The organism is Rhizobium sp. BK316 (assembly GCF_014193695.1).
In the GTDB taxonomy this organism is placed as follows: Bacteria; Pseudomonadota; Alphaproteobacteria; order Rhizobiales; family Rhizobiaceae; genus Rhizobium.
This window is the reverse complement of record NZ_JACHZR010000005.1, coordinates 92,327-113,246: the sequence shown is the minus strand read 5'-3', so window position 1 is coordinate 113,246 and position 20,920 is coordinate 92,327. Positions and strand designations below refer to the sequence as shown.

General features: G+C 60.5%; 18 protein-coding genes and 1 other RNA gene. 10 read left to right on the top strand and 9 right to left on the bottom strand.

Going from position 1 to position 20,920, the window contains the following annotated elements; all coding sequences use genetic code 11:
* Window positions 1–31 precede the first annotated feature (31 nt).
* From FHT87_RS23760 to tkt, 4 genes are all read right to left on the bottom strand, one after another.
* The gene (locus tag FHT87_RS23760; RefSeq protein WP_183735200.1) at window positions 32–1,882 is read right to left on the bottom strand and encodes a potassium/proton antiporter; all 1,851 of its coding nucleotides are present in this window, start codon (window positions 1,880–1,882) and stop codon (window positions 32–34) included.
* Window positions 1,883–2,159: 277 nt separating this feature from the next.
* Complete coding sequence (locus tag FHT87_RS23755) at window positions 2,160–2,660, bottom strand: GNAT family N-acetyltransferase (RefSeq protein WP_183805411.1); 501 nt, start codon at window positions 2,658–2,660, stop codon at window positions 2,160–2,162.
* Window positions 2,661–2,766: 106 nt separating this feature from the next.
* Window positions 2,767–3,777: a type I glyceraldehyde-3-phosphate dehydrogenase gene (gap, locus tag FHT87_RS23750; RefSeq protein WP_183735199.1), complete on the bottom strand. Its 1,011-nt coding sequence runs from the start codon at window positions 3,775–3,777 to the stop codon at window positions 2,767–2,769.
* 66 nt (window positions 3,778–3,843) lie between these two features.
* Window positions 3,844–5,817, bottom strand: coding sequence for a transketolase (gene tkt / locus FHT87_RS23745; RefSeq protein ID WP_183805203.1), 1,974 nt, complete (start codon window positions 5,815–5,817; stop codon window positions 3,844–3,846).
* 332 nt (window positions 5,818–6,149) lie between these two features.
* Between tkt and FHT87_RS23740 the strand changes: the two genes are divergently transcribed.
* The 3 genes from FHT87_RS23740 (at window position 6,150) to ssrS (ending at window position 7,037) form a co-directional block, all read left to right on the top strand.
* Window positions 6,150–6,425 (top strand): DUF4164 domain-containing protein, encoded by a 276-nt coding sequence (locus tag FHT87_RS23740; RefSeq protein ID WP_007826550.1) that lies wholly within the window; start codon window positions 6,150–6,152, stop codon window positions 6,423–6,425.
* A gap of 15 nt (window positions 6,426–6,440) precedes the next feature.
* Window positions 6,441–6,818 carry a cell division protein ZapA gene (locus tag FHT87_RS23735; protein WP_183735197.1) on the top strand — a complete coding sequence of 126 codons (378 nt, stop codon included), beginning with the start codon at window positions 6,441–6,443 and terminating at the stop codon, window positions 6,816–6,818.
* Between the two features lie 59 nt (window positions 6,819–6,877).
* Window positions 6,878–7,037: non-coding RNA, 6S RNA (gene ssrS, locus FHT87_RS23730), on the top strand.
* A 224-nt stretch (window positions 7,038–7,261) separates the two neighbouring features.
* Here ssrS and FHT87_RS23725 read toward each other — a convergent pair.
* Window positions 7,262–8,158, bottom strand: coding sequence for a LysR family transcriptional regulator (locus FHT87_RS23725; RefSeq protein ID WP_183805201.1), 897 nt, complete (start codon window positions 8,156–8,158; stop codon window positions 7,262–7,264).
* A gap of 123 nt (window positions 8,159–8,281) precedes the next feature.
* Here FHT87_RS23725 and FHT87_RS23720 point away from each other — a divergent pair, with 123 nt between their 5' ends.
* Window positions 8,282–9,475: an MFS transporter gene (locus FHT87_RS23720; protein WP_183805199.1), complete on the top strand. Its 1,194-nt coding sequence runs from the start codon at window positions 8,282–8,284 to the stop codon at window positions 9,473–9,475.
* Window positions 9,476–9,703: 228 nt separating this feature from the next.
* Here FHT87_RS23720 and FHT87_RS23715 read toward each other — a convergent pair whose 3' ends face one another.
* The 3 genes from FHT87_RS23715 to FHT87_RS23705 form a co-directional block, all read right to left on the bottom strand.
* Window positions 9,704–10,693, bottom strand: a complete 990-nt coding sequence (locus FHT87_RS23715; RefSeq protein WP_183735194.1) for an NAD(P)-dependent oxidoreductase — start codon at window positions 10,691–10,693, stop codon at window positions 9,704–9,706.
* Between the two features lie 95 nt (window positions 10,694–10,788).
* Entirely contained in the window at window positions 10,789–11,322 is a 534-nt protein-coding gene (locus FHT87_RS23710) for a helix-turn-helix transcriptional regulator (RefSeq protein WP_183735193.1), read from the bottom strand.
* 51 nt (window positions 11,323–11,373) lie between these two features.
* Window positions 11,374–11,706: a metalloregulator ArsR/SmtB family transcription factor gene (locus tag FHT87_RS23705; protein ID WP_183735192.1), complete on the bottom strand. Its 333-nt coding sequence runs from the start codon at window positions 11,704–11,706 to the stop codon at window positions 11,374–11,376.
* A gap of 56 nt (window positions 11,707–11,762) precedes the next feature.
* On the opposite strand from FHT87_RS23705, the gene FHT87_RS23700 reads away from it, so the two are divergent.
* The 6 genes from FHT87_RS23700 to FHT87_RS23675 all read left to right on the top strand — a co-directional run bounded on the left by FHT87_RS23700 (window position 11,763) and on the right by FHT87_RS23675 (window position 20,307).
* Window positions 11,763–12,245, top strand: a complete 483-nt coding sequence (locus tag FHT87_RS23700) for an SRPBCC domain-containing protein (protein ID WP_183735191.1) — start codon at window positions 11,763–11,765, stop codon at window positions 12,243–12,245.
* A 10-nt stretch (window positions 12,246–12,255) separates the two neighbouring features.
* Window positions 12,256–12,609 carry a hypothetical protein gene (locus tag FHT87_RS23695; RefSeq protein WP_183735190.1) on the top strand — a complete coding sequence of 118 codons (354 nt, stop codon included), beginning with the start codon at window positions 12,256–12,258 and terminating at the stop codon, window positions 12,607–12,609.
* Between the two features lie 252 nt (window positions 12,610–12,861).
* Complete coding sequence (gnd, locus tag FHT87_RS23690) at window positions 12,862–13,887, top strand: phosphogluconate dehydrogenase (NAD(+)-dependent, decarboxylating) (protein ID WP_183805197.1); 1,026 nt, start codon at window positions 12,862–12,864, stop codon at window positions 13,885–13,887.
* Window positions 13,888–14,033: 146 nt separating this feature from the next.
* Window positions 14,034–16,106, top strand: a complete 2,073-nt coding sequence (locus tag FHT87_RS23685) for a mechanosensitive ion channel family protein (protein WP_183805195.1) — start codon at window positions 14,034–14,036, stop codon at window positions 16,104–16,106.
* Window positions 16,107–16,321: 215 nt separating this feature from the next.
* Window positions 16,322–18,928: a bifunctional lysylphosphatidylglycerol flippase/synthetase MprF gene (gene mprF, locus FHT87_RS23680; protein WP_183805193.1), complete on the top strand. Its 2,607-nt coding sequence runs from the start codon at window positions 16,322–16,324 to the stop codon at window positions 18,926–18,928.
* Complete coding sequence (locus tag FHT87_RS23675) at window positions 18,925–20,307, top strand: virulence factor family protein (RefSeq protein WP_183805191.1); 1,383 nt, start codon at window positions 18,925–18,927, stop codon at window positions 20,305–20,307. The genes mprF and FHT87_RS23675 overlap by 4 nt, the downstream gene beginning before the upstream one ends.
* Here the strand turns inward: FHT87_RS23675 and FHT87_RS23670 are convergent.
* Complete coding sequence (locus tag FHT87_RS23670; protein ID WP_183805189.1) at window positions 20,304–20,867, bottom strand: DinB family protein; 564 nt, start codon at window positions 20,865–20,867, stop codon at window positions 20,304–20,306. The genes FHT87_RS23675 and FHT87_RS23670 overlap by 4 nt on opposite strands.
* Window positions 20,868–20,920: the final 53 nt, after the last annotated feature.

The window sequence follows — 20,920 nt, the reverse complement described above, 5'->3', positions numbered from 1 at the left end:
CGGGGGAGACGCAAGGCAGTGGGTCGCCGTTTCAGCGCGGGTTTTCCTCACGTCCCACAGCACCTTCCGTCGTGGCTGCCTCATGTTTCTGGCGGCCTTTCATACGGTCGCGGATGCGCTGGATAATATCACGCAGATTGATGAAGATCGGCAGCGTGGTGGCCGGCTCGACAGCTTCCAGCGACATGCCGACAGAGGTAATATGATCCTGGTCGTCGAGGTCGCGCACGATGAGGATGAGCGAGCCCAGACGGACGCGATCGGCATAGTCCGCCTTGCCGCCGAGGCGCTGTTTCATCAGTTCGGCGATCGTCAGCCCCTTTTCGGATTCGTTGAGAAGGCCGGGACCGTAAGCGGCGTCGAGATCGGCGGCGGGACGGGCCGGTGACAGCGCGAAGGCGCCGAAGAATTCCGCATCGTCCTCATCAACAGGTGCGCGGCTGGCGAAGAGCCGGTCGAGCAGGCGCGAGTAGCTGGGCGCGATGAAGAGGTAGACGAGATCGTTTTCCCGGAGGCGGCCGGCGTATTGATAACGCATCGACTTGCCGTCGCGGATCACGAGCGAGGGGGCTGCCCAGCGCGGGATGCGCTCGCCGCGAAGCACCGGGCTATCCTTGACGACGCGATAGGACAGCAGCTCGTGGTTGGCGGCACCCGGCAGATCGACCTCTACCTTGTCGACCGCGCCGATGCGCGGCGGAATGATGAGGCCCAGGCGCTTGGCGACCGGCTTGATCGTCCAGCCCTGTACGAGCAGCGAGACGAGCACGATGATGAAGGCGGTGTTGAAATAGATCTGACTGTGCTGCAGCCCGCCGAGGATCGGCATGATGGCGAGAAGGATGGAAACGGCGCCGCGCAGGCCGACCCAGGCGACGAAGCCGATTTCCTGTTGGGTATAATCGAAGGGCAGCAGCGACAACCAGACGGCGAGCGGCCGGGCGACGAAGATCAGGAAGAGCGCGAGCAGGATCGCCGGCACGATGATGATGGGAAACTGCGAGGGCGTCGCCAGCAGGCCGAGCACAAGGAACATGATGATCTGGGCAAGCCAGGTCATGCCGTCCTGAAAGCGCCTGATGGTGCCAATCGCCTGCATCCTGCGGTTTCCGGCATAGATACCGGCGACATAGACGGCAAGGAAGCCGCTGCCGCCGACAGCACCGGTGAAGGAGAAGACCAGCAAGGCAAGCGCCAGCACGAAGATCGGCGTGAGGCCGCGATCCGTTTCCAGCCGGCCGGCGATCAACACGATCATCATGCCGCCGAGCAGACCGAGGATGACGCCGAGGCCCATCTGCTGGATGAACATGGCGAGCATGCCGATATTGATGCCGGCGTAACGTTCGCCGCTGGCGAGAACCTCAACCAGCGCGATGGTCAGGAAGATCGCCATCGGGTCATTGGTGCCGGATTCGACTTCCAAAGTGGAACGCACCTTGTCGCGGATGTTGATGCCGCCGATGCGCAGCAGGAAGAAGACGGCGGCGGCATCGGTGGAGGCAACGATGGAGCCGAGCAGCATGCCCTCCAGCCAGGTGAAATTGAGTAGCCAGCGGGCGGCGAAGGCAAAGAGCGCGGCAGTCAGGAGCACGCCGACGGAGGCGAGCGTCAGCGACGGCATCGCCGCGATGCGGAAGGCCTGCATCGGCGTGCCGAAGCCGGAATCGAAGAGGATGATGGCAAGGGCAACCGAGCCCAGAACATAGGCGAGGTAGTTATTGCTGAATTCGATGCCGAGACCATCGACACCGGCGGCAAGCCCGATCATCAGAAAGAGCAGCAGCAGGGGAGCGCCGAAGCGGAAGGCGAGCAAGCTCGAAAAGGCAGCAAGAAGCACGAGTGCGGTTGCGACCAGCACCACGATGTAAAACGCTTCCATGCCTACCCCTTTCGCCTCATCGCCATCCCAAAGTCGCCCAGCCTGTCCCTTACCCTCCGCGTCCAGCACGATCCATTAGTAAACGGCAAAATACGACAGAAGGGTAGGCCTTGCGGCTTAACCTCGGCTGCATTGCTGCATCATGCTGCTGGACGACCCTTGGGAGGAGGGACAGTGAAGGATGCTACGGGAAAAAGTCTGTATAAAGAATGTATAAGCAAATCAGGCGAGAGCAGGGCAGATAGGCGGAGGGCCGCATTTTTTGTTGGCGGCGCGCCTAGAGGCCGCTCCGACCCTTCTGCACCTCATATTGCTTCTGAATTTTGTCCACCAGCGTACCATCCTTAAGCGGCACTTTCTCAATCGTGTTATAGGTGCGAAAGCCCATCTTTTCGTAATAGGCGAGACCGCCGGCATTATCGGCGCGGATGGTTGCGTTGATGAACTCGATGTTGCGCTCCTTGGCAACGGCAAGAGTTGCCGCGAAGAGTGCGGTTCCGACGCCTGGTATCTTTGGGTTTTGCCGCGCAAACGTCGCGATATCGGCCCAGCCTTTCGGTGGGTTTCCGTAGAGGCTCAGGGACTGAAAACCGGCGAGACCGGAACTGCTTTCGGCGACGTGGCATGTCAGAGGCCATTTGCCTGTTATGAACCAATCGGCCAGTTCCTCGGGCGAAAGAGGGGTCTCGATTGCAGTCGTGCCGCCGATTGCGATGATCTCGTTGAGAATTTCGGAGAGTTCCCGGGCGTCGGTCGGATGAGCCTTTCGGATATTCAGTTGCGCCATTTCCCGTTCTTTCGACCCAACTTAGCGAAGGTTGCACACAGTTCCTCAAAACAAAACGGCCCGGTTTCCCGGGCCGTTTTTCAATCTGCCGTCAAGCTCAGATGAGCTTGGCGAAGGCCACAGCCGTGTCGGACATGCGGCTGGAGAAGCCCCACTCGTTGTCGTACCAGGACAGGACGCGCACGAAGTTGCCTTCCATGACCTTCGTCTGATCTGTCGCGAAGATCGAGGAGTGGCTGTCATGGTTGAAGTCGCGGGAGACCAGCGGCTCGTCGGTGTAGCCGAGGATGCCCTTCAGCTTGCCGTTTGCAGCAGCCTTGATCGCTTCGTTGATTTCGCCGACCGTGGTGGCCTTCTTGGAAACGAACTTGAAGTCGACGACCGAGACGTTCGGGGTCGGAACGCGGATCGACGTGCCGTCGAGCTTGCCCTTGAGGTGCGGCAGAACGAGGCCGACGGCCTTTGCGGCGCCCGTCGAGGTCGGGATCATCGAGAGGGCAGCAGCGCGGGCGCGATACAGGTCCTTGTGCATCGTGTCGAGTGTCGGCTGGTCGCCGGTGTAAGAGTGGATGGTCGTCATGAAGCCGTGATCGATGCCGACGGCGTCATCGAGAACCTTGACGACCGGCACCAGGCAGTTCGTGGTGCAGGAGGCATTGGAGATGACCAGATGCTCCTTGGTGAGCTGGTCGTGGTTGACGCCGAAGACGACCGTCAGGTCAGCGCCGTCGGCAGGAGCCGAAACGATGACGCGCTTGGCGCCGGCCGTCAGGTGGGCCGCAGCCTTGTCGCGGGCGGTGAAGATGCCCGTGCATTCCATCGCGATGTCGACACCCAGTTCCCTATGGGGAAGGGTTGCCGGATCCTTGATCGCGGTGACCTTGATCGGCTTACCGCCGCCGACGGTGATCGTATCGCCTTCGACCTTCACTTCGGCCGGGAACTTGCCGTGGATGGAGTCGTAACGGAGCAGGTGGGCGTTGGTCTCGACCGGGCCGAGGTCGTTGATGGCGACGACTTCGATGTCGGTGCGGCCGGACTCGACGATGGCGCGAAGAACGTTGCGGCCGATACGTCCGAAACCATTGATGGCAACCTTGACTGTCATGTGCATTCACTCCCTAGAGGTGGGGCTTGCTGATAGTAGATGAGGAAGTACCCGAAGGTACTTCTATTAAAGCTTCGCTTCTGCAGCTGCAACGACGGCGTCAGCCGTGATGCCGAAATGTTCGAAGACCTTCTTTGCCGGACCGGAAGCGCCGAAGCCCTTCATGCCGATGAACGATCCTTCCGGACCGATGAAGGCATCCCAGCCTTCGCGGACGGCGGCTTCGACGGCGATCTTGACCGGCGAGTTGCCGATGACGTCCTTGCGGTAGGCATTCGGCTGCTCGAAGAAGAGTTCCGTGCAGGGAACGGAAACGACGCGGGTGCTGACACCCTTGCCTTCCAGCGTTGCGCGGGCGGCAACGGCCAGTTCCACTTCCGAGCCCGAGGCGAAGATCGTGACCTTGGCGTCGGCATTGCCGGCGAGCGTATAGGCGCCGAGTTCGCAGAGGTTCTTCTGGTTATACTCGGTGCGGACGGTCGTCAGGTTCTGGCGGGTGAGAGCCAGCGCAGACGGATGATCCTTGCTCTTCATGGCGATCTGCCAGCATTCGGCCGTTTCGACGGCGTCTGCCGGACGGAAGACCCGCAGGTTCGGAACGGCGCGCAGGCCAGCGATCTGCTCGACCGGCTGGTGGGTCGGGCCATCCTCGCCGACGCCGATCGAGTCATGCGTGAGCACGTGGATAACACGGATGCCCATGAGGGCAGCGAGGCGGATCGGCGGGCGGCAATAATCCGAGAAGATCATAAAGCCGCCACCGTAAGGAATGAGGCCGCCATGGAGCGCGATACCGTTCATGGCAGATGCCATGCCGTGTTCGCGGATGCCCCAGTGCATATAGCGTCCGGCAAAATCCGTCGGCGTGATCGAATGCATCTGGCTGGTCTTGGTGTTGTTCGACGGAGTCAGGTCGGCAGAACCGCCAAGCGTTTCCGGCACGAAGCCGTTGATGACTTCAAGCGCGTCTTCCGATGCCTTGCGAGAGGCTATCGTCGGCTTGGTTTCGGCAAGCTTCTTCTTGTAGTCGTCGATGGCTTTGTCAAAGCCTTCAGGCAGGTCCCCGGCAAAACGGCGGGTGAACTCGGCCTTGGACGGCGACTTGGAAAGCGTCTCTTCCCATGCCTTGACGATATTGTCGGAGCGGGTGCCGGCAGTGCGCCATGCGTCGAGGATATCGGAGGGGATGACGAAAGGCTCGTATTCCCAGTTCAGCGCCTTGCGGGTGGCGGCGATTTCATCGGCGCCGAGCGGGTTGCCGTGAACCTTGTGGGTGCCCTGCTTGTTCGGAGCGCCGAAGCCGATGACGGTCTTGCAGGCGATGAAGGTCGGGCGGTCGGACTTGTGGGCGGCTTCGATCGCGTCGGCAATGGCGGCCTGGTCGTGACCGTCGATCTCGATCGTGTTCCAGTGAACGGCCTTGAAGCGGGCGATCTGGTCGGTCGAGTCCGACAGCGAGACGGCGCCGTCGATGGTGATCGAGTTGTTGTCCCAGAAGAGGATCAGCTTGTTCAGCTTGAGATGGCCGGCAAGGGCAATCGCCTCATGGCTGATGCCTTCCATCAGGCAGCCGTCGCCGTTGATGACGTAGGTATAGTGATCCTGCAATTCCGGACCGAATTCGTCGCGCAGCTTGCGCTCGGCGATCGCCATGCCGACGGCATTGGCAATGCCCTGGCCGAGCGGGCCGGTGGTGGTTTCGATGCCGGTGGCATGACCGTATTCCGGATGGCCGGCGGTCTTGGAGCCGAGCTGACGGAACTGCTTCAGGTCCTCGACCGACATGTCCGGATAGCCGGTCAAATAGAGTAGCGAGTAGAGCAGCATCGAGCCATGGCCGGCAGACAGCACAAAGCGGTCGCGGTTCGGCCAATGCGGCTTCTTGGGATCGAAGCGGAGATATTTGGTGAAGAGGACCGTTGCCACATCAGCCATGCCCATCGGCATGCCCGGGTGGCCGGAATTCGCCTTTTCGACAGCATCCATGGAGAGGAATCGGATCGCATTCGCCATCCGATCGTTTTGTTCGCGTGAGGTCATGGCTTTTCCGCTGGTTCCAGGTTGGGGATGGCCTCGAGCCTGCCAAGGCCATCAAAGAGAGCGGTCGAGACATAGCAGTTGGAACAGGCAAGTCAACAAATTGGAAGCCGTTTGGAGGCCGGGTGCGACGATTTTTGACATTTGACCGTCAAGTTTTACAAAAGACGAATTTTGTGTGACAAGCTTGTGTAAATCACTCATCCACAGAATAGGGCGGGCACGATCAGCCAGGCTTTATTGACGCGCTCCAGCCTAGCTGCATATCCTCTTGAAAATACAGGGTCGGCGGCAGGGGCCGATTCGCGGGTCTTGTGCGGGGAACCGGAAAAGACATGACGCCTAACGGCAAAACCATCGAAGCGGCGCTTACGGAGCTGAAACAGGCAATCTCGGGCCTCGAGAATGCGGTGGACATGCGTATCGAGCGCCAGCGCGAGCAGGGCGAGATCGAAGGCGAGGTTCGCCGCGTGCATGCCGATCGCTCGCGTCTTGCCCAGGAGCTCGACCAGGCCGAATTCCGCGCCAATCGGTTGGAGGAGGTCAACCGCGAGGTTTCGCGGCGGCTGGTGACGGCGATGGAAACGATCCGCGCGGTTCTTGACCGCTAAGAGGACTTGGAAGAGATGGCGCAGGTAACGGTAACGATCGACGGCAAGGCCTATCGCATGGCCTGCGAAGAAGGGCAGGAAGAGCACCTGAGCGATCTTGCGACCCGTTTCGACCGTTACGTGGGCCATCTCAAAGGGCAGTTCGGCGAAATCGGTGATCTCAGGATCACAGTCATGGCCGGGATCATGGTGATGGACGAGATTTCCGAGCTGACGCGGCGCGTTGCCGGGCTGGAATCCGAACTGGAGACGCTGCGCAGCAACCGGGATACCGTGCTTGCCGCCACCGCCCGAACAGAAGAAGGCATTGCGGCTGCCCTTTCGGAAGTGACGAGCCATATTCAGGGCATTACTGATAAGCTCAACGGCCGCACACCCGCTGAACTCAATTAATTTGGGACAGCACCGCCGCCCCACTGGTGCGGCGACATAAATGCACTTATATTCCGCAATGCGGTCTGTGCTTCTCGACAGGAACAAATGAATCCTCGGGGCCTTACCCGATCCTTAGGGAGCTGTCCCTGTCCGGGCTCGTGGGTCTGGACACACGGCGCCCACCTACTTCAGTAGGCGCCCAGGATCGAAAGTTTCCACCGGCTGTGTGGATCGCACTTTAATCTCTTTCCGGCGGGTTCGTCCGGAGCCATGTCGATATCTCCGACAAGTCCTACTTTCAGTCGCCCTGCGGTTCTGTCCAGCCGGTGAGCTTCGCTCAGTCGTAGGCGCCTTCCATGATGATATCGAAGACCGGGTCCTTGATATCGTAATAGGCGTCGGGGCTCGCTATCGCTGGCCTGTGACAGGGCGATGACGGAGGTCTTTCTGTTATGTCCTATCTAGCGGATGTTCTTGACCAGGAAATCGATGAAGGCGCGGATGCGGGCCGCAAGATGTTCGTGACCGGGATAGACGGCGTGGATGAGTTCGATATCCTCGGGGTTATAGGCTTCCAACACGGGCACCAATGTTCCCGCGTCGATATCCGGCTGCACATGGAACTGACCGACGCGGGCGAGGCCAAGACCGGCGAGGCAAAGGCTGCGTGCGGTCGGCCCGTTATTGGTTTCGAGATTGCCGAAAACGGGTCTTGAGAAACGGTCGCCATTCTCAGGATTGCGGAATGGCCATTCTTGCGAGGTCGAGCGAAAGCTGAAGGTCAGGCAATTGTGGCGGTCGAGATCCTCGGGGCTTTCCGGCATGCCTTCTCGTTTCAGATAGTCGGGTGAGGCGACGATGACGCGGCGGCTTTCGAGCAGCTTGCGCGCCTTCAGCGAGGAGTCGCGCAGGGCGCCGGAGCGGATGGCGATGTCGGCACGCTCGCCGACGATGTCGATAATGCCATCGTTGAGCGCGAGGTCGAGATCGACTTCCGGATAGAGCTTCAGGAAATTCGGGACCAGCGGCACGATGTAGCGAACGCCAAAGGCGACTGACGTGCTTACGCGCAGGCGGCCGCGCGCCATCGTCGTGCCGCCGGCCGAGACGGCGCGCTCCGTCTCCTCTATGTCCGAGAGGATGCGGCGAGAGCGTTCGAGATAGATTTCGCCTTCCGGTGTCAGCTGCAGGGCGCGGGTGGTGCGCACCAGAAGACGCGTGCCGAGACGATCTTCCAGCCGTGTGACGAGCTTGCTGACGGCAGAGGGGGAAAGCCTGAGCTTGCGGCCGGCTGCCGAAAAGCTCTGCAGCTCAGCCGCCTGCACGAAGACATCCATCTCGCCGATGCGGTTATCCATCCGCCGCGTCCTATCTTGAATTCAATTCACAACTGTTGAGCCATTATAGGCAATTATCGAGCAAGTGCGCCACGCCCATATTCCCGGTCCGAACAAGAACCGCAAATTCATCGGGTCACTCTCATGCCACTTGCACTCTTTGCATTGACGATCGCGGCCTATGCGATCGGTACGACGGAATTCGTCATCGTCGGCCTGTTGCCGACGGTTGCCAATGATCTCCATATTACCCTGCCGCTCGCCGGCCTCATCGTCAGCGTCTATGCGCTGGGCGTTACCTTCGGCGCACCCATCCTGACGGCGCTGACCGGGCGGATCGAGCGCAAGCCGCTCCTGCTTGGGCTGATGGCGCTCTTTATTATCGGCCACATCATTGCCGCGCTCAGCCCCGGTTATGAGGTGTTGCTGGTTGCCCGCGTCGTCTCGGCTTTCGCGCATGGCGTGTTCTTCTCGGTCGGCTCGACGATCGCTGCCGATCTGGTACCGGAAAATCGCCGGGCATCGGCCATCGCCATGATGTTCATGGGATTGACGGTCGCCATCGTGACCGGCGTTCCGCTCGGCACCTTTATCGGCCAGACCTTCGGCTGGCGTACCACCTTTGCTGTCGTTGCCGGTCTCGGTGTCGTTGCCTTCGCCGGCATTGCTCTTCTCCTGCCGTCGAACCTCAAGAAGGCTCCGCCGGCCAGCATCGGCGAACAGATCCGCGTGCTTGCCACCGGTCGCTTGCTGCTCGTCTATGCAATGACCGCGCTCGGCTATGGCGGCACGTTCGTTGCCTTCACCTTCCTCGCGCCCATCCTCGAACAGATCACCGGCTTTGCCTCCTCGGCCGTTGCCTTGATCCTGATGCTCTATGGTGTGGCGATTGCCATCGGCAATGTCGTCGGCGGACGCATCTCCAACCGCGATCCCGTCAAGGCGCTGACCTTCCTCTTCATCGCCCAGGCGCTCGTGCTGGTGCTCTTCGGCTTCACCGCGATTTCACCCTGGCTGACGATCCCGACGCTCGCAATCCTCGGCTTCCTGTCTTTCGCCAACGTGCCGGGCCTGCAGCTCTATGTTGTGCAGCTCGCACGTGAGCTTCGGCCGAATGCAGTCGATGTCGCCTCGGCGCTCAACATTGCCGCCTTCAATCTCGGCATTGCCATGGGCGCCTGGATCGGGGGCCTGGTCGTCGAGTCCCGTTTCGGGCTGGGTGCCACGCCCTTCGTCGCCGCAGCGCTTGTCGCTGTTGCCCTTGGTCTCACCATCAGGAGCGGGGCACTCGACCGCCGCTCCACGCCCGCCGCGGCTGTTGCCGGCAGCGCCGCCTGATCTCTGCATATTGAAAGGAAACAGCATGAAAATCGTCAGCGCCAATGGCGCTTCCATCCCCACCCTCGGCACGTTTCGCGTGCCGGGTCCTGATGCAGAACGCATGGTTTCGTATCCAAGACTGTCTCCGAAGAGCGGGCGAAGGAAAATGCGGCGATCTTCGGCGCCGGTCTGAGACAAGGCTGCTTAAGGAAACGGGCGCTTCGGCGCCCGTTTTACCGTACCGGATCAGCGGCGGTGGAGCGGGTAAGGACCATCCTCGAAGATCCGGTCGTGATAGCCCTTGGACCCGACGATGAGCGCGAGCGGGCTCCTCCATTCCTTACCATCACGCAGGCAATCAAGTACGTGGGCAAAGTCGTATTTTGGGTTCCAGCCGAGCTCTCGTCGGGCGAGCGTATTGACATAAACACGATCGAACTGCTGGAACATGCTCCAGCCCCGCGCGGCATACAGTGCGGTCATGCCCGGGAACAGGCGTTCCACCGTCGCGGCCGCGTCACGGCGCAGGTCGGCGAGATCAGCCCTCGTAAAGGGCGCAGTCGCAGAGATGATATAGCGGCCGAAACCGATGGATTGTGCCTTGTCGAGTGCCAGCAGATGGGCGTCGACCACGTCCTCGATATCGACGCGGCGATGGAGCAGTTCGTTGGCCTGGGCGTTTTCGGCAGAGTAGCGGTTGCGGATATCGGGATCGTCGTCATTTTCGGGGAAGAAGCGCGAGGTTCTGAGAATGATGACGGGCAGAGACATGGTGCGTGCGAAGAGCTCGCAGACGCCTTCGGCTGATATCTTCGTGACACCGTAGATATTGCGGGCGACTGGCAGCACATCTTCGGTGATCCAAGCGGCTGGTTCGCCTGCGGCTGGGCGCAGGGCCGCTCCGAAAGCGCTGGTGGTGCTGGTGAAGACGAAGCTCTTCACGCCGGTGGCGACTGCCTGTTCGAGAAGGTTCAGCGTGCCCGAGACATTCGTGTCGACGAAATCCTGATTGCCGTGCGTTCCGACATGCGGCTTGTGCAGCGTTGCTGCATGGATAACGGCGGTGACGCCCGTCAGCGCACGGCGGATGAAATCGGCATCGGTGATCGAGCCGGTCATATCGGTAAAAGGCGAGGGCTTGATATCGATGCCGCGCGCCTGACGGCCTTGATCGCTCAATGTCCGCATCAGTGCTTCGCCGAGATGGCCGGCGCTTCCCGTCACCAGTATCGTCATTCCATGTCTCCAGTCAGATGGCGACGGACGCTAACAAGGGTCGCTTCGGCGGAGCAACGCATAATTTATGCAGCAGGATGCAGGAATTCTGCAGCTCAGCCGACCGTCGTGACCAGCCGTGCCGCACTGCCGTCAGCGAGAAGGATGCGCTCCCACAGCACATGCCCTGCGGCGATGGGTAGGTGCGGATTGCCGTTTGCGCCTGTTTTCAGCATCAGCGAATTCATTTCGCCCTCATGCCAGCCGAGATCCACCAGTTCTCGTTCCGACTTGATGATTTCCTCCGAAGCATAGGAAAACAGCGGCCTTCCCAGGAAATCGGAGAGCGGCAGGCGCCATTCGCTTTGCCGCGCACTGGAAGCGGCAAAAAGTCGGTGGGTGCGGTCGCAGATAAGGTGAACCTTGCTCCGGGAATCTTCGACCAGCCGTCTCAGTGCGGCATCTGCTGAGGAGGACGGGGAAGCGAAGACGGTTTCCAGCCGCCTTGCCTGAACGGCTGTGACCGGCAAAATGCCGCGCTCCCAGCGGGAGACGGTCGCCTGGTTGACAGCGAGCAATTCGGCCAGATGCTCCTGCTTCATGTTGCGCAGCCGGCGCATACGGCGGATTGTCGGTCCTGATATCGGCATGGCTCTTTTCCTTGCCCGTTATCGTAAAGTAGCGGCCCGTATCGCCGCAAGCTAGTGCGGCGGAGCCTCGACGTCCCTCTTCAGCCGGTCGAGAATAGAGAGCGCATGCCCGGCATAGGCACTGATCCAACGGTCGTGGATCTGTTTGATCGGCAGGCTGTTCAGATGGTTCCAGCGCTCCCGGCCTTCCTTCCTGGCAATCACGAGATCGGCTTCTTCAAGCACCCTCAGATGCTGCATGACGGTGCAGCGGTCCATCTCGGGAAAGGCTTCGCAGAGCGCGCCTGTCGTGCGCGGCTCTTCCTTCAGAAGGTCGAGAATGTCGCGGCGGCGGCGATGTGCCAGCGCCTTGAAAATGGGGTCGTCATCCGATTCGCTTGACATGTTATGTTTTTATAACATAATTGCATCAGATACAACGGAGAAGAGGAGGAAGTCGCATGTCCCTCAATATTCGCGTTTCGGGCCGCATCGGCCGCCCGGTGGCTGATGTCTTCGATGCAGTCGTTAATCCGAAGAAGCTGTCGAGCTATTTCACCACGGTGGGCGGTGCCAGCGCGCCGCTGGTGCAGGGCACGACAGTAACCTGGTGGAAAGATGTGCCTGTCGAGGTGGTCGAACTCGTGCCTGACAGCAAGATCGTGCTGCGCTGGGACGGGGCCACGGACGAAGAGAAAAAGCCGTACAAAACCCTCGTAGAGATGAATTTCAAACCGCTGGATGACGGAGGTACCATGGTGACCATTGCCGAAGACGGCTGGCGCGAGGATGAGCCGGGGCGGCGCGGAACATATCAGAATCTCGAAGGCTGGACGCAGATGTTCTGCTGCATGAAGGCCTTCGTCGAATACGGCATCAATCTGCGAGAGGGCATGTTCCTCAGCGAGATGCGCGGCGAACAGGCAAGAGCGCCGGAAGGCTGAGGGGGAAGCCATGTCCGATCTTATCTATGGCGGCATTGACGTCGCGATGAAGGTTCCGCCACATCGGTATGAGGCAACTGTCGCTTTCTACCGCGACGTGGTGCAGCTGAAGGAAATCGAAGGGGACGATGTCTCCTTCGAACTGGGGCCGATCCGGCTCTGGATCGACAAGGTGCCGACCATGAGCCAGGCCGAGCTCTGGCTGGAATTCATGACGCCGGATTTCGACCGCGCCGCGGAGCATCTGGAGAAAGCCGGCGTTCCGCGCTGCGATCCCATCGAGCCGCTGCCCTCCAGCCTCCGCGGTGGCTGGATCCTCAATCCGGCTGGCATCGTGCATCTGGTGCGGGAGAGCCGCGGCTAACTGCAATCCAGAAAGCCATCGCGATGGTGCCGATGCCGCACCGAACAGGCAGAAGATCATATAGCCGCCGACGAGGCGGCTATATACGTGTTGGAAGCTTGGAATTGCGCTCCAAAGACGGCAGATTGTTAAGTGCGGAAGATACAGCCGTACAATAGAGGCATTCGCCTTTGTGACCGAGACTTCGCTTGCCTGTCACGATGCCGGTGCTAGTTTCCGGAATCATATCGATTAAATCCCAGGAGATTTCATATGCAGCTTGGCATGGTTGGTTTGGGCCGTATGGGCAATTACATGGTCCAGCGCTTGATGCGGGGCGGCCACGAATGCGTGGTCTATGATGCCAAGCCGGACAGTGTCACCGAGCTTGTCGGCCTCGGCGCAGAGGGCAGTGCCTCTCTTGAAGAATTCGTCTCGAAGCTCGCCCGCCCGCGCGCCGTTTGGCTGATGCTGCCGGCTGCGATCACCGACAAGGTGATTGCCGCACTTCTTCCGCTGCTGCATGACGGCGATATCCTGATCGACGGCGGCAACTCCTATTATCACGATGACATCCGCCGCGGCGCGGAACTCATCACCAAGGGCATTCACTATGTGGACGTCGGCACCAGCGGCGGCGTCTTCGGCCTCGAGCGCGGCTACTGCCTGATGATCGGTGGCGAAAAAGGCATCGTTCAGCATCTTTCGCCGATCTTCGCAACGCTGGCCCCAGGCAACGGCACCGCGGAAGCCTCGCCGAACCGCACGCCGGAAGCTGCGGCTCTCAGCACTGCGGAGCAGGGCTTCCTGCATTGCGGCCCGCATGGCGCCGGCCATTTCGTCAAGATGGTCCATAACGGGATCGAATACGGCCTGATGGCTGCCTATGCCGAGGGTCTCAACATCCTGAAGCACGCGAATGTCGGTGCTCTGACGCATGAGGCCGACGCCGAGACGGCGCCGCTCTCGCATCCGGAATTCTACCAGTACGATTTCAACCTGCCGGAAATTGCCGAAGTCTGGCGCCGCGGCAGCGTTATTACCTCCTGGCTGCTCGACCTGACAGCCGATGCGCTGCACAAGGATCCGGTCCTTACCCAATATGCCGGCCGCGTTTCGGATTCCGGCGAAGGCCGCTGGACGATCATGGCCGCCATCGACGAAAGCGTGCCGACGCCGGTGCTCAGCGCCGCGCTGCACGGCCGCTTCTCTTCTCGCGACCAGGACGAGTTTGCAAACAAGGTGCTTTCGGCTATGCGCGCCGGCTTCGGCGGTCATGCCGAAAAGCCGCACAAATAAGCGAAGCACATTGATGCTTATATCAGCCGCCGGCCGGAAGGTCCGGCGGCTTTCTTTTTGCCGGTATTCAGCTAGACCATTTGTTCGGCTGGCATTTCCGCTGCGGCGCTTGCATAAATGCCTGACGTACAAAACCGGAGGCGGGTATGGGGCGAATTTCTGCGATCGGCATCTGCGGCATGCTGCTGTTGCTTTCTCTTTTTAGTGCCGTTTACGCGCAGACGCCGTCAGCTTCCACTGATGTTGCGCCACCGCCTGCCCAAGTGCGGCAGATGATGGAGCTGATGCAGACGCCGGAGGTCAAGCAATGGATGGCGACGCAAATGGCGGCGCCAGCAGCCTCGAACGGCAATAACGAGGAAATGTCGATATTGTCCGGCCGCCTTCAGCATGCCCGCCGGCACATCGCTATGGTCTCCGGCGCAGCCATGACGCTGCCATCCGAAATCGCACGGGCTTCATCGCTCTTCCTCGGCGAGCTGAATGCTGCTGGTCCGCTGCGCATGGCCGCACAATTTCTTGCCATCCTGGTCACCGGCTTCGTCGTTGAAATCCTGGTGCGGAGGGCGGTACGCGAACGGCGGGAGCGGGCGGCACAGATGACCGGCACCCGGTTGGCCGCGCGCATCGTTCCTGCCATCGTCTTCGGCCTCGCGACCGGGCTTGCATTGATCAGCTTCAACTGGCCGCCAGTCAGCCAGAATATCGCGATCGCCATCGCCATTGCTGTCGTCGTGCAGCGCTTCGCCGTTTCCATCGGCGGTGTCGTGGTCGATCTCGTCACACTGCCGCGCGGCGAGGGTGAGACGGTCGCGGTCGATCCGGCCGTCGCGCAATTCTGGTTTCGGCGCTGTACGCTATTCGTCATCTACTTCGTCTTCGGTTGGGCCATTCTCCAGTCGATGGTGCCGCTCGGCTATTCGATGGCCGCGCGTTATCTGGTCGGCTATGTGCTCGGCATTGGCCTCTTTTTGATTGCCACGGAGGCGGTCTGGTCGCGGCCGGGCATTGAGACGAGGCGCAGCCATGCGGTTACCTGGCTGTTGATCCTCTATTTCCTACTGCTCTGGGGCATCTGGGTGCTGAGCTTCGATTGGCTGCTCTGGGTCTGCATCTATGTGCTGCTGCTGCCGAGAGTGCTTGCCGTCTCGACGCTTGCGGTCAAATCATTCCACAATGCCGAAGCGGGTTTTCTCGCCAAGCGCCGGATTGCGACCGTGTTGCTCGACCGCGGCGTGCGGGCTCTGATCATCGCCTTTGCGGCGATCTGGCTCGGGCGCATGCTCGGCGTCGAAACCGCCACGATGATGACGTCGAATGAAACGATGATAGATCGGGTGGCGCGCGGCATCATCGGCGGTATCGTCATTCTCCTTGCGGCCGATCTGCTCTGGCATCTCGTCAGGGCCTATATCGACGGCAAACTTCTGGATTCACCCGTCGATGGCACGGTCAGCGACGAAGGGAAGGTCAAGCGCGCCCGTCTGCAGACGCTGCTGCCGATCTTCCGCAATATCCTCGCGGTCGTCATTGTCGTGATTGCCATCCTGATGGTGCTTTCGGGCCTCGGTATCGAGATCGGACCGCTGATTGCCGGCGCCGGCGTCGTCGGCGTTGCTGTCGGCTTCGGCGCGCAGACCATCGTCAAGGATGTCATCAGTGGCATGTTTTATCTGTGGGACGATGCTTTCCGCGTTGGCGAATATATCGAAAGCGGCAGCCACAAGGGCGTGGTCGAAGCTTTCAGCTTGCGTTCCGTCAAACTCCGCCATCACCGCGGACCGCTGACGACGGTGCCTTTCGGCGAACTTGGGGCAGTCAAGAACCTCAACCGCGACTGGACGATCGACAAGATCAGCCTGAACGTGACCTACGACACCGATCTCGTGAAAACGAAGAAGATCATCAAGCAGATCGGTCAGCAGCTTCTCGATAACCCTGAGTGGGGTCCGAATATCATCGAAACGCTGAAGATGAAGGGCGTGGAACAGTTCGGTGAATTCGCCATCGAGATCCGGTTGTCGATGATGACGAAGCCCGGCGAGCAGTTCGTCATCCGCCGCAACGCACTGGCGATGATCCGCAATGCCTTCAAGGAAAACGGCATCCAGTTCGCGGTGCCGACGGTGCAGGTTTCCGGGGAGCGGGAACTCGATGTGGATGCCGCCGCCGCTCGCTATGCGGCGCACTCACGGGCACGCGATGAGCCGGCGGCCTGATCTTTTCGGATATGTATCGAGGGTGAGGAGAGGCTTACGAAAATGCAATGCACTCAGGCCTGCGTGCTGCGCAAATTTGCCCCAATTGGGGATAAAGGAGGCGGCAAGTGCGCGGGTACGGGTAGCCGCAACAGGGTTCATAGAGCTTGCATGTTGCTTATGTTACGTCTTTCGAAAGAGTTTCCCGCGAAACTGGCAATTGCGGCAGGTATGAGATGTCGGGTCACGGCGAGTTGGAAGAGAATTCGGAGACGGGAGAGGGCTTTTCGCCAGGAGTACTTTTCCGACGCTATAGGACGCCGCTGACGGCTTTCGCCACGCTTCTTATTTTTTGCCTCGTCGGCTACGCGATCATGCAGCTGACGGACGAGGTGCGCTACGATGACGTAGTGGAGGCACTGGCCGAAACTCGGCTGAGTTCGATTCTGCTCGCCCTGTTTTTCACGGCGCTGAGCTTTCTGGCACTCGTCTTCTACGATCTCAACGCCATCGATTATATCGGCAAGCGGCTGCCCTTTCCGCATGTCGGGCTCACGGCGTTCAGCGCCTATGCGGTCGGCAACACCGCCGGTTTCGGCGCGCTGTCGGGTGGGGCGATCCGTTACCGCGCCTATACGCGGCTTGGACTTTCGCCTGAAGATATCGGTCGCATCATCGCCTTCGTGACGCTGTCCTTCGGCCTCGGTCTTGCTGCCGTGGCGGCGATTGCGCTGCTTATCATCGCCGATGAAATTGCGCCGCTGATCAGCGTCAACAGCCTTTGGCTTCGCATCATGGCAGCAGCGATCCTGGCGGTCCTCGGTTCCCTCATGGTGCTTGGGCGCGAAGACCGGGTAATCGAAATCGGGCCGATTGCGCTGCGCCTGCCGGATTCGCGCACCTGGTCGCGTCAGTTTCTGGTCACCGCCTTCGATATCGCAGCCTCCGCCTCGGTGCTCTACGTGCTCCTGCCGCAGACGGCGATCGGCTGGCCGGTGTTTCTGGCGGTTTATGCGATTGCGGTCGGGCTTGGCGTGCTGAGCCATGTTCCGGCGGGGCTCGGCGTCTTCGAGACCGTCATCATCGCCTCACTCGGCAGCGCGGTGAATATCGATGCCGTGCTCGGCTCATTGGTGCTCTATCGCCTGATTTATCATGTGCTGCCGCTTTTGATCGCCATCCTTGCGGTCTCCGCCACGGAGCTGCGCCGCTTCGTGGATCATCCGGCCGCTTCCAGTGTGCGGCGCATCGGCGGGCGGCTGATGCCGCAGCTTCTGTCGGCGCTGGCGCTGCTCCTGGGTGTCATGCTGATCTTTTCGAGCGTGACGCCGACGCCCGATCAGAACCTCGAATTCCTCTCCAACTATCTGCCGTTGCCGATGGTGGAAGGAGCGCATTTCCTCTCCAGCCTGCTCGGTCTTGCGCTGGTCGTTGCCGCCCGTGGTCTTGGCCAGCGACTTGACGGCGCCTGGTGGGTGGCTGTGTTTTCCGCCGTCGCTGCCCTGACACTCTCGCTGCTGAAGGCGATCGCCCTTGTCGAGGCAGCCTTCCTTGCCTTCCTGGTCTTCGGCCTGTTCGTCAGTCGCCGGCTCTTTACCCGTCATGCCTCGCTTCTCAATCAGGCGATGACGGCGTCCTGGCTGATGGCGATTGCGGTGATCGTCGTCGGTGCGGTCGTCATATTGCTCTTCGTCTATCGCGACGTAGAATACAGCAACCAACTCTGGTGGCAGTTCGAATTCGCGGCGGAAGCGCCGCGCGGTCTGCGCGCCGTACTCGGTATCACCATCATTTCCTCGGCTATCGCCATCTTCAGCCTGCTGAGGCCGGCGACCTTCAAGCCGGAGCCGGCGGATGAGGAGGCGGTCCGCCGTGCCGTCGAGATCGTCGAGAAGCAGGACAGCGCGGACGCCAATCTCGTGCGCATGGGGGATAAGTCCATCATGTTCTCGGAAAAGGGCGACGCCTTCATCATGTATGGCCGGCAAGGCCGGTCGTGGATCGCGTTGTTCGATCCGATCGGCGAGCAGCATGCCGTGCAGGAACTGGTCTGGCGCTTCGTGGAAGCGGCGCGCGCCGCAGGCTGCCGTGCAGTCTTCTACCAGATTTCGCCGGCGCTGCTTTCGCACTGCGCCGATGCTGGCCTGCGCGCTTTCAAGCTCGGCGAACTGGCAGTGGCCGATCTGCGCACCTTCGAGATGAAGGGCGGCAAATGGGCGAACCTGCGTCAGACCGCAAGCCGCGCGCAGCGCGACGGCTTGGAATTCGCCGTTGTCGAACCTGCCGATATCCCCGAGATCATCGGCGAGCTCTCCGCCGTTTCCAACGCCTGGCTCGAGCATCACAACGCCAAGGAGAAGGGCTTCTCGCTCGGTGCCTTCGATCCTGATTATGTGACGTCGCAGCCGGTCGGCGTTCTCAAGAAGGATGGCCGGATCGTCGCCTTTGCCAATATCCTCGTCACAGCGGCGAAAGAGGAGGGGACGATTGACCTCATGCGTTTCTCGCCCGACGCGCCGAAGGGGGCCATGGACTTCCTGTTCGTGCAGATCATGGAATATCTTCGCGCCCAGGGCTTTATGCATTTCAACCTCGGCATGGCGCCCCTCTCCGGCATGTCGAAACGCGAGGTGGCGCCCGTCTGGGACCGTATCGGCGGGACCGTCTTCGAACACGGCGAGCGCTTCTACAACTTCAAGGGGCTTCGTGCCTTCAAATCCAAGTTTCATCCGCACTGGCAACCGCGCTATCTTGCGGTTTCCGGAGGAGGCAATCCGATGATCGCATTGATGGATGCGACATTTCTGATCGGGGGCGGATTGAAAGGGGTAGTGAGAAAATGATGAAAAACATACTGTTTGCTGCTGCATGCGTCAGCATGCTTGCGGCCGTGCCGTCCTATGCTGCCGATGAAACCACCCAAAGTTTCGAAACGGGCCTGATCCCTTCGCCGCACATCTTCCTGCCGCAGGGTGAAGTGAAGGGCGCCGTCTTCCTGATTTCCGATGCGGCCGGCTGGGGTGACTACGAAAAGACCGAGGCCGACCGTCTGGTTTCGCAGGGCTCCGTCGTCATCGGCGTCGACTTTCCGTCCTATATGGAAGCGCTCAATCGCTACGACGTCAGCCTCAACGACGGCTGCATCTATACGGTTTCCGATATTGAATCGCTGAGCCAGCAGGTACAGCGCGCCGCCGGCAACAGCCCCTATCACCTGCCGATCATTGCCGGCATCGGCGAGGGCGGCGCTCTGGCTTTGGCCATTGCCGCGCAGACGCCTGATGCGACGATCGGCCAGACATTTGCCGTCGATCCGCGTGCGGGTATTCCGCTTGCCAAGGTGCTTTGTACGCCCGCAGCAAGGCAGGTGGTCGGCGATCGCAGCGTCTATGGGCTCACCGACGGCACTCTTCCGGACCCTGTTATCGCTACCTTCACGCCTCAGGCGGACAAGGATGGCCGCGCCCATGTCGAGAATCTGAAGAAGGTCCACGATGCGATCGACATCCGCGACTCATCCGATGATGCGCAGACCGTGTTTGCCGACACGCTCGACGACCTGGTGACGGCTTCGGGCGCCTTCGACAATCCGCTCGGCCTGCCGCTTGCCGTTCTCGACACCACGCCGAACCTCGATACGATGGCGGTAATCTATTCCGGCGACGGTGGCTGGCGCGACATCGATAAGGAAGTGGGCGGCATGCTGCAGAAGGAAGGCATTCCGGTCGTCGGCATCGACTCGTTGCGCTATTTCTGGACGGAGCGGAAGCCGCAGGAAACGGCCGACGATCTTTCGCGCATCATCGAGTTTTACCGCAAGCAGTGGAAGGTGAAACATGTCCTGCTGATCGGCTACTCTTTCGGCGCGGATATCCTGCCAGCCACCTATCAGTTGCTGAAACCGGCTGAGAAGACGGCGGTGGCGCAGATTTCGCTTCTGTCGATGTCGCATCAGGTCGATTACGTCATCTCCGTCATGGGCTGGCTCGGCCAGAAGACTGAAGGTGCCGGCGGCGATCCCGTCAAGGATCTCAAGGGTGCCGATCCGAAGCTTGTCCAGTGCATATACGGTAAGGACGATGATGACGATGTGGCCTGCCCCGCCGTCAAGGATGTCGGCGGCGAGGTCATCGAACTGCCGGGCGATCATCACTTCGACGAGAATTATGATCTTTTGACCAAGACGATCATCAATGGCTTGAAGGCGCGCCTCAAGGGTTAGCGCATCAGCATCTCCTCGCTCCAGCCGAGAGCGGCGATCTCGCCGCCCCGGAACCTCGCATCGTCATCGACGATGAATTCGTCGAGTTGCGGCGGAGCGACGCTGCTGCCCGAGAGCATGGCATGCACCTGCCCGCGATGGTGCGTCTGATGCTGGAAGAGGTGGCTCAACACATCCTCCATGCGCTCCTGCTGGACGCGGCCGTCGCGCTGAAGCTCCACGATAGAGGTAAGCTTCTCCGGCGTCAGCGTTTCGCAGATGGCCACAAGGCGCTGATCGACCTTCGCTTGCTCTGCGGAGAGCGATGGCAGGTCATCGAAGGGCTCTTCGACGTCGAAGGCGCGAAGGCCGAGGGTGCCGCCTTCGAGGCCATCGACATAGAACCAGTCGACCGTGAGGATATGGTTCAACGTCGATTTGATCGACGGGAAAAAGCTTGTGCGCGTGGCCTCGAATTCACCGGGCGTTAGGGCTGCACAGGCGGCAAGAAGCCGGTTATTCGCCAGGGCATTGTTATAGGCGAGCTTTCGGAACATGCGGCAGGGATCGAAACTCGGCATCGCGTCTCCTCCTTGGAGCATTTCCGGTTTTTCCTCGAAGTACGGAAATGCTT